This is a genomic window from Acuticoccus sp. I52.16.1, from assembly GCF_022865125.1.
GTDB lineage: Bacteria > Pseudomonadota > Alphaproteobacteria > Rhizobiales > Amorphaceae > Acuticoccus.
On sequence record NZ_CP094828.1, the window covers coordinates 1,575,107 to 1,589,820 of the forward strand.

12 protein-coding genes are annotated in these 14,714 nt (G+C 68.8%); 3 read left to right on the forward strand and 9 right to left on the reverse strand.

Features of this window, described 5'->3' with window-relative positions:
* Window positions 1-303: 303 nt before the first annotated feature.
* From dnaK to MRB58_RS07165, 3 genes are all read right to left on the reverse strand, one after another.
* Complete coding sequence (gene dnaK / locus MRB58_RS07155) at window positions 304-2,223, reverse strand: molecular chaperone DnaK (RefSeq protein ID WP_244781035.1); 1,920 nt, start codon at window positions 2,221-2,223, stop codon at window positions 304-306.
* A gap of 174 nt (window positions 2,224-2,397) precedes the next feature.
* Window positions 2,398-3,912 (reverse strand): cytochrome b/b6 domain-containing protein, encoded by a 1,515-nt coding sequence (locus MRB58_RS07160; protein ID WP_244781037.1) that lies wholly within the window; start codon window positions 3,910-3,912, stop codon window positions 2,398-2,400.
* A gap of 186 nt (window positions 3,913-4,098) precedes the next feature.
* On the reverse strand, window positions 4,099-4,701 hold the full coding sequence (locus MRB58_RS07165; RefSeq protein WP_244781039.1) for a YceI family protein: 603 nt from the start codon (window positions 4,699-4,701) through the stop codon (window positions 4,099-4,101).
* Window positions 4,702-4,965: 264 nt separating this feature from the next.
* Between MRB58_RS07165 and MRB58_RS07170 the strand changes: the two genes are divergently transcribed.
* Both MRB58_RS07170 and MRB58_RS07175 read left to right on the forward strand, forming a co-directional pair.
* On the forward strand, window positions 4,966-5,598 hold the full coding sequence (locus tag MRB58_RS07170; protein ID WP_244781040.1) for an alpha-ketoglutarate-dependent dioxygenase AlkB: 633 nt from the start codon (window positions 4,966-4,968) through the stop codon (window positions 5,596-5,598).
* Window positions 5,574-5,942: a hypothetical protein gene (locus MRB58_RS07175; protein ID WP_244781041.1), complete on the forward strand. Its 369-nt coding sequence runs from the start codon at window positions 5,574-5,576 to the stop codon at window positions 5,940-5,942. Before MRB58_RS07170 ends, MRB58_RS07175 begins: the two co-directional genes overlap by 25 nt.
* Window positions 5,943-5,982: 40 nt before the next feature.
* On the opposite strand, the gene MRB58_RS07180 is transcribed toward MRB58_RS07175, so the two are convergent.
* The 6 genes from MRB58_RS07180 to MRB58_RS07205 form a co-directional block, all read right to left on the reverse strand.
* Entirely contained in the window at window positions 5,983-6,606 is a 624-nt protein-coding gene (locus MRB58_RS07180; RefSeq protein ID WP_244781042.1) for a type II CAAX prenyl endopeptidase Rce1 family protein, read from the reverse strand.
* 19 nt (window positions 6,607-6,625) lie between these two features.
* Window positions 6,626-7,288, reverse strand: a complete 663-nt coding sequence (locus MRB58_RS07185; RefSeq protein ID WP_244781043.1) for a TenA family protein — start codon at window positions 7,286-7,288, stop codon at window positions 6,626-6,628.
* Between the two features lie 84 nt (window positions 7,289-7,372).
* Window positions 7,373-8,368: a DUF563 domain-containing protein gene (locus MRB58_RS07190; RefSeq protein ID WP_244781919.1), complete on the reverse strand. Its 996-nt coding sequence runs from the start codon at window positions 8,366-8,368 to the stop codon at window positions 7,373-7,375.
* Window positions 8,369-8,484: 116 nt separating this feature from the next.
* Window positions 8,485-9,540 (reverse strand): DUF475 domain-containing protein, encoded by a 1,056-nt coding sequence (locus MRB58_RS07195; protein ID WP_244781045.1) that lies wholly within the window; start codon window positions 9,538-9,540, stop codon window positions 8,485-8,487.
* Window positions 9,541-9,886: 346 nt separating this feature from the next.
* On the reverse strand, window positions 9,887-11,104 hold the full coding sequence (gene metZ / locus MRB58_RS07200; protein ID WP_244781046.1) for an O-succinylhomoserine sulfhydrylase: 1,218 nt from the start codon (window positions 11,102-11,104) through the stop codon (window positions 9,887-9,889).
* Window positions 11,104-12,615, reverse strand: a complete 1,512-nt coding sequence (locus MRB58_RS07205; RefSeq protein WP_244781047.1) for a TrkH family potassium uptake protein — start codon at window positions 12,613-12,615, stop codon at window positions 11,104-11,106. The genes metZ and MRB58_RS07205 overlap by 1 nt, the downstream gene beginning before the upstream one ends.
* Window positions 12,616-12,839: 224 nt before the next feature.
* Between MRB58_RS07205 and MRB58_RS07210 the strand changes: the two genes are divergently transcribed.
* The gene (locus MRB58_RS07210) at window positions 12,840-14,618 is read left to right on the forward strand and encodes a cation:proton antiporter (RefSeq protein ID WP_244781049.1); all 1,779 of its coding nucleotides are present in this window, start codon (window positions 12,840-12,842) and stop codon (window positions 14,616-14,618) included.
* Window positions 14,619-14,714 lie beyond the last annotated feature (96 nt).

Below are 14,714 nucleotides of genomic sequence, written 5' to 3' on the forward strand. Positions count from 1 at the left end.
GCTCTTCTTAGATTAACTCATGCGTTTTCATCAACGGATGCCGATCGATCGGGTGAACCGCCGTTCGGAGGAGGCGCAGCGAGCATGAGGTCGCCGCTGCGGCGCGCCGTGTCGAGCCGGAGCCCGGCGGGCGCGTCACGGCCAATCGATGAGCTTTAATACCGTTTGCGGAAAGATATCGCGCGGCGTCTGACGTGACGGAGCGCGCCGCACCGACGGTGGACGCGCTCCGTGTGGCGACGGCCCCCGGAAGGGCCGCGGCACTACAGTGGTGTCTGGAGAGCGTCACCGCCGCCCGCAGCGTCAGGCGGAACGCTTGCGGTCGTCGTCCGACACTTCCTCGAAGTCGGCGTCGACGACGTCGTCCTTCTCGGCCGCGGCGTCGGGATCGGCGCCGGCGTCGCCGTCGTCACCGCCCTGCTGCGCGGCGTACATCGCCTCGCCCAGCTTCATGGAGGCCTGCGCTAGCGCCTGCGTGCGCTGCTCGATGGCCGCCGGATCCTCGCCTTCCAGCGCGGTCTTCAGGTCCGCGACGGCCGCCTCGACGGTCGACTTGTCGGACTCGGCGATCTTGTCGCCGTTCTCCGACAGCATCTTCTCGGTCGAGTGGATCAGGGCCTCGCCCTGGTTCTTGGCCTCGACGAGGGCGCGCCGCTTCTTGTCGTCCTCGGCGTGGCTCTCGGCGTCCTTGACCATCTGCTCGATGTCGGTGTCGGACAGGCCACCCGAGGCCTGGATGCGGATCACCTGCTCCTTGCCGGTGCCCTTGTCCTTGGCCGACACGTTGACGATGCCGTTGGCGTCGATGTCGAACGTGACCTCGATCTGCGGCACGCCGCGGGGCGCCGGCGGAATGCCGACGAGATCGAACTGGCCGAGCATCTTGTTGTCGGCCGCCATCTCGCGCTCGCCCTGGAAGACGCGGATCGTCACGGCCGACTGGGAGTCCTCGGCGGTCGAGAAGACCTGGGACTTCTTGGTCGGGATCGTGGTGTTCCGGTCGATCAGGCGGGTGAAGACGCCGCCCAGCGTCTCGATGCCGAGCGACAGCGGGGTCACGTCGAGGAGCAGGACGTCCTTCACGTCACCCTGCAGCACACCGCCCTGGATCGCGGCGCCGATGGCGACGACCTCGTCCGGGTTCACGCCCTTGTGCGGCTCCTTGCCGAAGAAGCCCTTCACGGCCTCCTGGACCTTCGGCATACGCGTCATGCCGCCGACGAGCACGACCTCGTCGATCTGCGAGGCGTTCAGCTCGGCGTCCTTCAGCGCGGCGCGGCACGGGCCCATCGTACGCTCGACGAGATCCTCGACCAGGCTCTCGAGCTTGGAGCGCGACAGCTTCATGGTCAGGTGCTTCGGGCCCGACTGGTCGGCCGTGATGAACGGCAGGTTCACCTCGGTCTGCGTCGAGGAGGACAGCTCGATCTTGGCCTTCTCCGCCGCCTCTTTCAGGCGCTGGAGGGCGAGCTTGTCCTTGCGCAGGTCGATGCCCTGCTCCTTCTTGAACTCGTCCGCGAGGTAATCGAGGATCCGGATGTCGAAGTCCTCGCCGCCGAGGAACGTGTCACCGTTCGTCGACTTCACCTCGAACACGCCGTCGCCGATCTCCAGGATCGAGACGTCGAACGTGCCGCCGCCGAGGTCGTAGACGGCGATGGTCTTGCCGTCCTTCTTGTCGAGACCGTAGGCGAGCGCGGCCGCCGTCGGCTCGTTGATGATGCGCAGCACCTCGAGACCGGCGATCTTGCCGGCGTCCTTGGTGGCCTGACGCTGGCTGTCGTTGAAGTATGCGGGGACCGTGATGACCGCCTTGTCGACCGTCTCGCCGAGGTAGGACTCGGCGGTCTCCTTCATCTTCTGCAGGATGAAGGCGGAAATCTGCGAGGGGCTGTAGTCCTTGTCGCGCGCCTTGACCCAGGCGTCGCCGTTGTCCGCCTTCACGATGTCGAACGGGACGAGACCCTTGTCCTTGTCGACGGTCGGATCGGCAAAACGGCGGCCGATCAGACGCTTGACGGCGAAAAGGGTGTTCTCGGGATTGGTGACGGCCTGACGTTTCGCGGGCTGGCCGACGAGGCGCTCACCGTCTTCGGTGAAGGCGACCATCGACGGCGTGGTGCGCATGCCCTCGGCGTTCTCGATGACCTTGGCGTTCTTGCCGTCCATGACGGCGACGCACGAATTGGTCGTCCCGAGGTCAATGCCGATGACTTTGCTCATGTTCTCTCCTTCGTGGCGGACCGGTGGGACCCGTTATGGCGTCCCAAAGCTCACGAGACCGGTCCCCGGTTCGCGTGACAGACAACGGGGGGCGCGAAGTGCCCCCTTACAACTGCCAGATATAAGACCAGTGATGTGGCGCACAAGTCGCAGAGCGCGCCGATCACGCCCCGGTCAACGACGATCGGCCACCACATCCACAGCCACGGTGACCTCGAGCGCGACGGTTCCGCCGGTCGGATCGCTGCGGGCGCCGATCGTATAGTCGAGCCGCTCCAGCGTGGCTCCGGCGTCGGCGCGCGCCACGTCCCCGTCGATGGCGAGGTCGAAGGCGAGCGCGATGGGCCGCACGGTCCCCCGCAGGTCGAGCTCTCCGTCGGCGACATAGCTGCCATCACCGGATTGGCGGATCCGGCGCGACGTGAAGGTCGCCGTGGCCGCCGCGTCGACGGCGAGGCCGTCCGGTCCGCGAAGCTGCGCCATCGGCACACCGCCGCTGTCGATGGTGACGCTGGTGAGGTCCACGGCGACGCGGATCGACGAGGCGTCGAGATCGGCGGGATCGAAGGCGATGTCCGCGTCGAAGGACTCGAACCGGGCGACCACCTCGCCGGACTGGTAGCCGAAGCGGATTGTCAGAGCGCTCTCGCCGGGCCGCACGGTCCACTGCGGCACCGCCGCGGGCTCCGGGGCGGGGTGCTCCGCTGCGGCCTCGGGAGCGTCGGCCACCGGTGTGTCGGCCTCGGGAGCATCGGCCTCCGGAGCCTGCACCGCCGCGACGTCCACCGGCGCACCGCTCACCGCGCCGGCCGGCTCTTCGGGCGCGGCGGCGGACTGGAGCGTGTCGGCGGCTTCGGTTTCGGTCGTCGCGGTTTCCGGCTCGGGCGTGGGACCGGCCGGGGCAGGCTCGGGGGCGGGCGGCTGCGCGGCAGCGGAGCCCAGCACCTCGGCCTCGTCGGGAGAGACGGCGGCGGGAGCGCGCGCCAGGGCCGCCTCGTGACGGGCGATGCCGGCCGAGCCGATGATCGCCCCGCCGAACACCAGCGTCGCGACCACCGTTGTCGCTTGACCATAGGCGTTGCGCGGGCCGTCACCGCCGGAAAAGCCGGTCATCCGGCGAAGGTAGCGCCCGTTCTCCATCTGGTGCTTCACCGCCCCGGCGATGTGCAGCAGAACGAGCACGCCCATCGCATAGGCCAGGATCACGTGGACGTCGCCCGCGATGTCTTCGACATTGGCGCGCGCGTCGGCGCCGAGGCCGCCGAAGCCCGGCAGATGCGGCCACGGCAGCCAGCTCTGGAAGTAGAGCACCGTCTCGATCTGGATCGGCGACACGGTGATCACCACCCAGCCCGCCAGCGGAATTACCAGGAGCAGCAAGTAGAAGACCTTGTGCACGATGCCGGCGACGACGCGCTCCATGCGCGAGACGCTGGCCGGCTCGGCCGGCGGCGGGTTGAACGCCCGCCACAGGATGCGCGCCACGGTGAGAACGAGGACCGTCGCCCCCATGCTCTTGTGCAGCTGGAAGAGGGTATATTGCAGCGCCGAGCCCCGCTCGGCGAGCGCCTCCATCGTGAACCCGCCGGCGATCTGCAGGATCACCAGGATCGCGATGGTCCAGTGCAGGACGATGGCGCCGGTGGTGTAGCGCGAGGCGCGAAACGGGGGTTCGGTGGTGGTCGGCACGGGCTCCCTCTCCGACATCAGCCGCGAACGGCTCGATATAGCATCCAGCCTAAGGGGGTCATCCCCGCGGCGCCATTCGGCCATCCTGCAGCACACAATGTTGCAGGACGCTCAACGCCGGCACGGTCCGTCCCCCCGGCCGGACGCCTGCGGGGGCCGGCACGGCGGCCCGCCCCCGTCGCGGGCTCAATCCTGCTTCATGAACTCGGCTTGGATCTCGATCGTCACCTCGTCGGAGATCGGACCGAGCAGCCCCTCGTTGCCATACTGCGAGCGCATCAGCGAGCCGGTCGCGGTGATGCCGAGCGCGGGGGTGCCGGCCATCGGGTGGTTCGCGGCCTGGTTCAGCGTGGTCTTCAGCGTCAGCGGATGCGTCTGCCCGGCGATGGTCAGTTCGCCGGTGATGTCGGCGGTGTTCTCGCCGGTCACGTCGATCTCGGTGGCGGTGAAGGTCACCTCGGGAAACTCGGCGGTGTTCATGAACATCGCCGAAGCGATCTCGGCGTTGAAGTCGGTGTCGCCGGGGTGAAGCGTGCGCACTTCCCGGCCGGCGAGCGTCACGCTCAGCTTGGAGTTGGCCACGTCGTCGGCGTCGAGCTCGATGGTCGCGTCGATCGCCTCACGGGCGAACATGCCGGTGTAGGTGGAGAAGCCGATGTGCGACACCTTCCACACGATCGAGGAGTGGGTGGGGTCGTTCTTGTAGGTGCCCGACGGAATGTCGAGGGACTCGGCCGAGGCCGGGAGCATGAGGGCGAGCGTCGTCGCGGCGGCGAGCATAAGGCGCATGAAGTGTCTCCATAAGTCTCTGACGCAACATGCGTCATGGGGGACAAGGCGGGTCGCGACGCGGGAGGCCGCGTCCGACCGCGCCTCACCTAGTCGGTGATTTGCGAGGATGAAGAGGGCACTGAAAGGTGACCGGCGTCGCACCGAGGTAACGATCGCCCGCACCGGGGCGCTCGGCCGCCGACAAAGTTTGCGTTCCCCGGCAGGATGATGCAGAGGTCCGGCCCGACAGCTGCACCCCCTCGGGTCAACAAGTGGGCGCCTATGGCCGATACGATCGAAGCCACCGGTCTCGCGATCCATCCTGGCATGCTCTCGCCGGCCGAGCAGCGCAGCCTGCTGGCGCAGATCCAGATGGTCATGAAGCGCTCGCCGCTCTACCGGCCGACGATGCCGCGCACCGGCAAGCCCTTCTCCGTGATGATGACGAACTGCGGCACCCTCGGCTGGGTGGCCGACAAGGCCGGCTACCGCTACCAGCCGCGCCACCCGGAGACGGGCAAGCCCTGGCCGCCGATTCCGGACCAGCTCACCGCGCTGTGGACCCGCCTCGGCGCCCCGGCCACGCCCGAAGCCTGCCTCGTCAACATCTACGACGAGGGCGCCAGGCTGGGCATGCACCAGGACAGCGACGAGGCCACCTTCGACGCGCCGGTGGTGTCGGTCTCGCTGGGCGACACGGCGGTCTTCCGCATGGGTGGGACGACGCGCCGCGGGCCGACGCGCTCGGTGCGCCTGTCCTCCGGTGACGTGGTCGTGTTCGGCGGCCCGTCGCGGTTGATGTACCATGGAATCGATCGCGTGCTCAGCGGTTCGTCCCGCCTGATCGAGGGTGGCGGCCGCATCAACCTGACCCTCAGACGGGTGACGCCATGGACCGACGCCGCCGCCTCCTGATCGCCCTCGCGGCACTGGCCGTCACCGCCTCGGCCCCGAGCCGCGCCGATACACCCACGGTCACGGCCGTGAACGCGGTGCGCACCGGCGACACGTGGCGCTTCGACGTCACCGTGCGCCACGCCGACGCGGGGTGGGACCACTATGCCGACGCCTTCGTGGTGACGACGGCGGACGGACGGACGCTCGGCACGCGGGTCCTCCACCACCCCCACGTCGACGAACAGCCCTTCACGCGGTCGCTGACGGGCGTCGGCATCCCCCCCGACGTGACGACCGTCGAGGTCCACGCGGTCGACAGCGTCCACGGCCCCGGCCCGCCGGTCACGGTGCTGCTTCGGTAGCTCCGCGCGATGGTCCCGCGCAGCGCGGGCTGCGAGGCGCCTACATGTTGGCGGCGAGGAGGGCGGGGAAGGCTACCATATTGACGATGACGTGCCCGACGATCGCCCAGCCGAGGGCCCCGGTCCAGAACGAGCCGATCGCCCACACCGAGCCGAGCGCGAACACGCCCATGAGCACCACGAGCGTGTTCTCGCCGAAGTCGACGCCGCTCGCGAACATCAACGGCACGTGCCACAGCGTGAAGATCCAGACACCGACGGCCTGGACCAACGGATTGCGCCGCGCGACCGACAGGTAGGCGCCGCGCCAGGCGAACTCCTCCAGCGGGGCGTTGACGAGGGCCGCCAGCGCCCCCAGCGCCAGCGCCTCGACCGGCAGCGAGGCGAGCCCCTGGACCAGCCCGTAGACGGCGTAGCTCAGCGCCTGCACCAGAATGAGGACCGGCACCCATACCGCGCCGCGCACCCGCCACGAGATGCCGAGCCGGTATGCCCCGGAGAGGACGCCGACGGGGATGCAGAAAAGCGCCCAGTACAGCGCCAGGACGAGGACATAGCCGGCGAACCCGCCCGGCCACCACCCAGTGAAGACCGGCACCGCCGCACAGGCGACGCCGATCAGCACCACGCCGCAGAGGATGAGACGGCCGGTCGTCAGCGTCATGGCGCGGTCCGGCCGGCCGTCACAGCGGCCAGTCCCGCCGGTGGTAGGCCGAGTCCCAGAAGATGTACTCGAGCTGCATCGCCGCGTTGTAGGCCGACAGCATCGCGTCACGCGTGCCGCTGGTGGCCCCCTCGGCCGCTTCGTCGGCGGCGGTGCGCATGCCGATCACCGCCTGGTGGAACGCCTCGTCGGCGTAGGTGTCGATCCACTTGCGGTAGGCATTGTCCGGCGCGGCGCGGGCATGGATGTCCCGCCCGACCTCGGCATAGATCCAGAAGCAGGGCAGCAGCGCGGCGAGCAGGATCTCGTACGGCTCGGCGAAAGCGGTGGCGATCAGATACGAGACGTAATGGTGGCACGCGGGGGAGACGTGCATGTCGGCGAAGGTGGCGGCGTCGATGCCCCACTCCTCGAGAAATGCGCCGTGAAGCGCCCGCTCGACGACGATCGCCTCCTTGGCGGCGTCGGTGAACTGGACGATGCGGTCCGGGTGCGGGGCCTTGGCGGCGGCGATCGCCAGCGCGCGGCCGAAGCCGATCAGATAGTGCGCGTCCTGGACGATATAATGCTCGAACGTCGAGCGTGGCAGCGTCCCCTCGGCCAGCTCGGCGTTGAAGGGCATCGTGCGGATGGTCTCGTAGGCCACCTCGTTGCGGGCCCAGGCAGTCGCGGAAAAGCTCATCGGTCCTCGCTGGCCGCCGGTTGCCGGTGCGGCCCTTGCCAAACTATCGCGCCACGGCCCGACAGCAAGGCCCACGGCCCGCCGCTAGTTGGCGAGGAACCCGTTCTGGGCCAGGCGGTCGGCCACGCTCTCCACCGGCTGGCTGGCGATCAGCACGCCGGCGCGCCCGGAGAAGCCGCGCAGGTGGTCCATCCCGCCGGCGAACACACCCGGCCGCCGCTGTACGACGCCGACCCGCTGGTCCGCCCGTGCCACCATGGCCAGCACATGCACGGCCGACCCCTCCGCCAGCAGCACCGTATCGGCCGCGTTGTAGGCGGCGATCTGCTCGGCGAAGGACAGCGACTCGGGCTGGATGATGCGGTAGCCGTGCCCCGCGAGCAGGGTTTCGAGTGCCTCCTCGCCGGGCGTGTCGCCATACTGCCGGCGTGAGACGTAGAGGCGGCGCGCCCCCTCCCCGGCACCGGAGATCGCGCGCAGCCGGCGGTGGACGAAGGCATGGAAGAGTGGGTGCCCGGCGCGCAGATGAAACCCGAAGAGCTGGCTCGGCACCACCAGCTCGGCGAACCGGGTGGGACGGACGACGGTGTGCACCGGCAGGTCCAGCCCGAGCGCGGCGAGCACGTCCTGGCCGAAATCGGCGAACGGGGTACGCTTGGGGCCGTGGGTGCGGATGAAGACCAGCGAGTCGAACTCGCCCTTCAGATGGTCGACCGCCCACAGCCGGCCCAGGCTCTCGACCAGGTAGTGGCCGAAGTGCGGGCCGATGATGCCGCCGAACAGATGCCGGCCTGGAACGACATCGCCACGGGCGCGCCGCTCCGACGGGAGCGGATCGGGGGCGATGTTGTCTTCCGGGATATTGCTGGCGCGGTGCAGGGAGAGGCCGCACAGGGCATCGTCGGCATGGTACACGCCGCTGTCCTGGATCGACACACCCTGCGGGCTCTTCACAACGTCGCCGACCCCCGTCACCGTCGCGTCCGGCACGATCTCGATGACCGGCGCGCGCACGGGCTCGGGGCGAGCGCGTTGATAGTCCAGGAAAGCGAGGTGCTTGGCGTAGGGATCGTCGGTCATGAGCACGTGCGAAGTTGGCTCCGGCGCGGCTGGAAGGCGGGCACGACCACGGACACCGTCCGCCCGGGCGAGGACGCCCGGCGCGGGCCGCGGGCCGCGGGGGTCAGCAGAAGCTGTTAAGCGTGGCTGCTGTCCTGGATCTGGGCGCGCTTGTTGTACTGGACGGAGGACCAGAGCGCCAGGATGATCAGCGAGGCGCCGAGGAGCCCCGTCACCAGCTCCGGCACATGCACCATCGACTGCGCGTACATGATCACCGACAGCACCAGGATCGAGTAGAATGCGCCGTGCTCCAGATAGCGGAACTGGGCGAGGGTGCCGCGCTCCACCAGCATGATCGTCATCGAGCGGACGTAGAGCGCGCCGATACCGAGGCCGATGGCGATGAGGAAGAGGTTCTGCGTCAGCGCGAAGGCACCGACCACGCCGTCGAACGAGAAGGAGGCGTCGAGCACCTCGAGGTAGAGGAAGGCACCGAAGCCGCCCTTGGCCGCCACACCGGCGACCTCGTTGCTCTGGTCCAGCAGGCGGCCCAGAATGTCGACCGCGGAGAAGGTGACGAGGCCGCACACGGCGCTGAAGAGGAAGGTCATCTCTTCGGCTTCGGGCTGCGCTTCGGAGATCAGGAGCGCGAGGAGGAGGACGAAAGCCATCTCCAGCCCGCGCACGGAGGCACAGCGGCGCAGCCGGTGCTCGACCGCATGCACCCAGTCGACCTCTTTCTCCTCGTCGATGAAGTAGGTGAGCGCCACCATCATCAGGAAGGTGCCGCCGAAGGCCGCGATGGCGAGATGCGCGTCGTTCATGATCGCGGCATATTCCTCGGGCTGCGATGCGGCGAGGACGATGGCCTGGATCGGGCCGATGTGCGCGGCGATGGCGACGACCGCCAGCGGGAAGATGATGCGCATGCCGAAGACGGCGATGACGATGCCCCAGGTGAGGAAGCGGTGTTGCCACTTGGGGTCCATCGTCTTCAGCTTGTTGGCGTTGACGATGGCGTTGTCGAAGGAGAGGGAGATTTCGAGAGCGGCGAGCACGATGCCGACGGCGAGGAACGACAGGCCCCCGGCGAACGTCCCCTTGGTGGCGTACCCGACCGCGAAGGCGAGGATGAGCCCGAGGATAGTCAGCCCGAGGGGCCAGCCGAAGTAGCGCACAGTCGCGGTCATCAAGGTATCCTACGCGAGCGCGTGACCGCGCTCTCCTTGCCGGCCCGACGCGCCGGCGGCGAGTTCCGTCCCTCCGTCGGACGTTGTCGAACCGCCCCCGGTGGGGCCGGCACCTCGTTCAGATAGAGTTCCGATTCGCCATTGTGAAGGCGGCGCCATCTTCGAGCCAGGCCCGCGACAGCGTGCCGACCGCCCCGCGCAGGCATCGCGAAAGGCTTGAAACGAGGGCGAAAGCGGCGTTCGGCCGCCTGCCGCCGGCCGGCGCGGGAGGGCGGCACGCCGCCGAAGGGACGACGCCGCACCCCTGAGGCCATCCGCCGCGCCTTCCGGCGCCGCGCGCCCGTCTCTACTCGCCGGCCTGGCGCATCGGCGTGCGGCCCGCCGCTTGATCGAGCGCCCGGGTGAGGTCGGCGACGAGGTCACCCGGATCTTCCAGCCCCACCGACAGGCGCAGCAGGCCGTCGTCGATCCCCAGCGCCGCCCGCGCTTCGGGCGCGAGGTTCTTGTGCGTGGTGGTCGCCGGGTGGGTCAAAAGGCTCTTGGCGTCACCGAGGTTGTTGGACAGCTTCACCAGCTCGAGCGCGTTGGCGACACGGAACGCCTCCTCGCGGCCGCCGTCGACCGAGAAGGCGAGCAGGGTCGACCCTGCCGCCATCTGCCGCTTGGCGAGCTCGGCCTGCGGGTGGTCGTCCCGCCCCGGATAGATCACGCGCTTGACCATCTTGTGGGTCGCCAGCGCGTCGGCCAGCACCCCCGCGGTCGCGGTCTGGGTGCGGATCCGCAGCGGCAGCGTCTCGAGCGACTTCAGCAGCACCCAGGCGTTGAACGGGCTCAGCGACGGCCCGGTCTGGCGCAGGATGATGTCGAGGTTGTCCTTGATCCACGCGTCCCGGCCGAGGATCGCGCCGCCCAGGCAGCGTCCCTGCCCGTCGATGTGCTTGGTGGCCGAGTAGACGACGATGTCGGCCCCCAGCTTCAGCGGGCTCTGCCACAGCGGCGTCGCGAACACGTTGTCGACGACGACCTTGGCCTCGGGCGCCTTGGCGTCGCGGATCGCGGCGACCCCGGCGATGTCCACCAGCGCGAGCGTCGGGTTGGTGGGGCTCTCCATGAAGAAGGCCTTGGTATTGGGCTTCACCGCCGCCTCCCAGGCGGACAGGTCCTCCCCGTCGACCAGCGTCGACTCCACGCCGAAGCGCGGCAGGTAGGTCTCGACGATGTAGCGACAGCCGCCGAACAGCGCGCCGGCGGCGACGATGTGATCGCCCGCCTTCAACGCGGCCGTCAGCGCGGCGGTGACGGCCGCCATCCCGGACGTGGTGCCGCGGCAGGCCTCGGCCCCCTCCAGCGCGGCCATGCGGCGCTCGAACATCGTGACGGTCGGGTTGCCGTAGCGCGAATAGACGTAGCCCTCCGCCTCGCCGGCAAAGCGGGCGGCGGCCTCCTCGGCGCTGTCGTAGACGAACCCCTGGGTCAGGAACATCGCCTCGGAGGTCTCGCCGAACTGGGAGCGCATGCCGCCTTCGTGCACCAGGCGGGTGGCCAGAGCCCATTCGTCAGACATCAGTCCCTCCAAAACACCGGCGTAAACAAAATCAGCACGGTCATGATCTCGAGCCGGCCGAGTAGCATGACGAACGACAGGAGCCACAGCTCGAACTCGCCCAGCGGCGAGAAATTGCCGGCCGGTCCGATCGTCTCGCCGAGACCCGGTCCCACGTTTGTGAGCGCTGTCTGGGCGCCGGTCAACGCCGTGATGAAGTCCTGGCCCGCGAGGGAGAGGGCGAGGATGGTCAGTCCGTACACCAAAAAGAATGCGATGAAGTAGATGACGACGGAGTCGAACACATCCTGTTCGATGATCCGGTCGCCGAAGCGTAGCGGCTGCATCGCATGCGGATAGACCAGCCGCGTGAACGCGCGCCGCAGCGCCTGAAACACGATGATGAAGCGGTAAACCTTGATACCGCCGGTCGTCGACCCCGAGCAGCCGCCGATGAACGTCAGAATATAGAAGACGCCGAACGCGAACGGGCCCCACACCGCATAGTCGTCGGAGGCGAAGCCCGTGGTCGTGACGATGGAGACGACGTTGAAGGCGGCCTGCGTGAACGCGTCGGCGACGTCGATGTTGCGGGTCTGGTCGAGCCAGATCGTCAGGCAGACCGTCACGGCGAAGACGCCGATAATGAAGGTGCGCACCTGCCAGTCGTGCCACAGGTTGAGCCGCCCGCGCACCAGCGCCTCGACGTAGACCACGAAGGGCAGCGCGCCGACGATCATGAAGAACACCGCCGCCCACAGGAGCCGCGAATCCTCGAAGAAGCCGAAAGAGCGGTCGTGGTTGGAGAAGCCGCCCGTCGAAATGGTCGTCATCGCGTGGCAGATCGCGTCGAACACGCTCATGCCGAGCGCGGCATAGACGATCGCGCAGGCGACCGAGATGAACACGTAGATGAAGCACAGTGCACGCGTCACCGAGACCAGCCGGGGCAACGCCTTGTCCGACCGGTCGGAGTTCTCGGTGCGGAAGACCTGCATGCCGCCGATCCGCAGGAACGGGAACAGGAAGAGCCCGATGGCGACGATGCCGATGCCGCCCAGCCACTGCAACATCGCCCGCCACAGCAGGAAGGAGCGCTGCATCGCGTCGAGTTCGGAGAGCACCGTCGCGCCGGTCGTCGTCAGCCCGCTCGCCGCCTCGAAGAAGCCGGCCGCCGGGGTGATCGGCAGCGAGGACAGCCAGAAGGGGATCGCCGCGATCACGGTCGACGTCACCCAGATCACACTGGTCAGCAGGAAGCCGAAGCGCGGGGTGAAGCTCGGCACGTTCTCGCGCAGGGACACGACCCCCAGCACCGAGACGCAGAACACACCGCATGCCGACACGGCGAAGACGCTCCAGCTCGCCTCCCCGTCGGCGAGGTCGACGAGCGCGGGCACCACCATCGCGAGCGAAAGCACGATGCCGAAGTAGCTCGCGATGTAGAGAGCGGGGCGCAGGTGCAGAAGCCCGCGGGGGATATGGTGGTATCGCCGTTCGTGCCGTTCGTTCCGTCCGCTCAGCTGCGCCACATGCGGCCTCTGCCTCTCTTCGGATCGCGGTGGATCGGGTTCGTCGCGATAGACCAAGGGACCGGGCGGATAAAGCGGCGCCGGCCGCCGCGCGCCCATTCGGCCGCCCGCCGTGACCGAGAGGTCACATCAACGTTTCACGCCATCCGCCCGACAAAGTGGGACAAACGCGGCATCGATGACGTAAAGATACCAATGACATCGGATCGAGACCAGGATTGCGGATGGAAGGCGAAGCGTCTCACACCGTGCCGTACATCAAGGAAGCCACGATCTTCCTGGTTTCGGCGGGGATCGTCGTTCCGATCCTTCAGCGGTTCGGCATCAACACCATCCTCGGCTACCTGATCGCCGGCATCGCGGTGGGCCCCTACGGCATCATCCACCTGACGGACGATATCTTCGGCGTGCCGTTGGCCCTGTTCACCATCACCGACACCGAGGGTGTGCGGCAAATCGCCGAGCTGGGCGTGGTCTTCCTGCTCTTCCTGATCGGGCTGGAGCTGTCGGCGCCGCGGTTGTGGGCGATGCGGCGGCTGGTGTTCGGGCTCGGCGGGTTGCAGGTCGTCGTCACCGCGGTGGCGCTGACGGGAGCGGGCCTCGCCGCGGGGTTGCAGCTGGAACCGGCGGTCGCGGTCGGCGCGGCGCTGGCGCTGTCCTCCACCGCGATCGTGGTGCAGCTTCTCATCGGCGCCGGCCGGCTCGCCTCGCCCTCCGGCCAGGTGATGTTCTCGATCCTTCTGATGCAGGATATCGCCGTGGTGCCGGTGCTCCTCGTCATCGGCTCGATGGCCGGGGCGGGCGACACCTCCGTCCTCATGCACCTCGCCAAGAGCCTGGCGCTGGCGGCGGCGATGATCACCGCGATCCTGCTGGCGGGCCGGCGCGTCCTCGCCCCGGTGCTGCGCTTCACCGGGGCGCGGCAGGATCGGGACATGTTCACCGCCGCCGCGCTCCTCGTCATCCTGGCGACGGCGGAGCTGACCTCGATGGCCGGCCTGTCGATGGCGCTGGGGGCTTTCCTCGCCGGCCTGGTGTTCGCCGACACCGAGTTCTCGCACCAGCTCGAGGTCGAGATCGCGCCGTTCAAGGGCTTGCTGCTGGGCCTCTTCTTCCTGTCGGTCGGCATGACGATCGACCCCGGCGTCGTCCTCGAGCAGCCGCTGACCTTACTGGCGATCATCACCGTGGTCTCGCTGATCAAGGCCGTCATCATCACCGTCCTGGCACTGGCCTTCCGCCAGCCGCTGGCCGTCGCGGTGGAGAGCGGGCTGATGCTGGCGCAGATCGGCGAGTTCTCGCTGGTGGGGCTGTCGCTCGCCTACACGCTCGGCGTCGTCCCGTCGGACGTGGCCAAGCTGCTGGTGGTGTCGGCGGGCGTGGCGATGGCGCTGACGACGGCGTCCTCCGGCCTCATCCACCGCCTCACCGAGCGACTCGTCAGCACCAATCGGGAGGCGGTGCCGAGCGCGGCGAGCCTGGGCACCGGCGCGCCGGACGACCACGTCATCATCGCCGGGTTCGGGCGCATCGGCCGCTCCATCGGCGCCCTGCTCGACGCACACCGCATCCCCTATCTGGCGCTGGAGATGAACTCGCGCGCGGTGACGCAGGCCCGTTCTAAGGACCTGCCGGTCTATTTCGGCGACGTGCGCCGGCTCGACGTGCTGCAGAACGCGCACGTCTCCACCGCGCGGGCGATCATCCTCACCATGGACAGTCCCGCCGCCAACGCCGACGCCGTGCGCCACCTGCGCCAGGCCGGGCTGACGGTGCCGGTCATCGTGCGCGCGCGCGACACGTCCAACGCCTCCGAGCTCTACGCGCTGGGCGCCGACGAGGTGGTGCTGGAGGCGTTCGAGGCGTCGTTGCAGATGGGCGAGGAGACGCTGGTGGCGATCGGCTTCCCGCGCGACGCCGCGCACAGCATCATCGAGGAGCGCCGCGACACCGGCCGGCGCGACCTCGCCAACGCCGCCCTCTCCCGCCCAGAGGGCTCCTGACGCCACCCCATCCCGCACGGCACGGGCTCCCCCGCCCCGCGACCAGGGCACGGCCAGCCTGGTTCCTCGTGGAGCCCGAGCGGCCGCGGCGGTCCC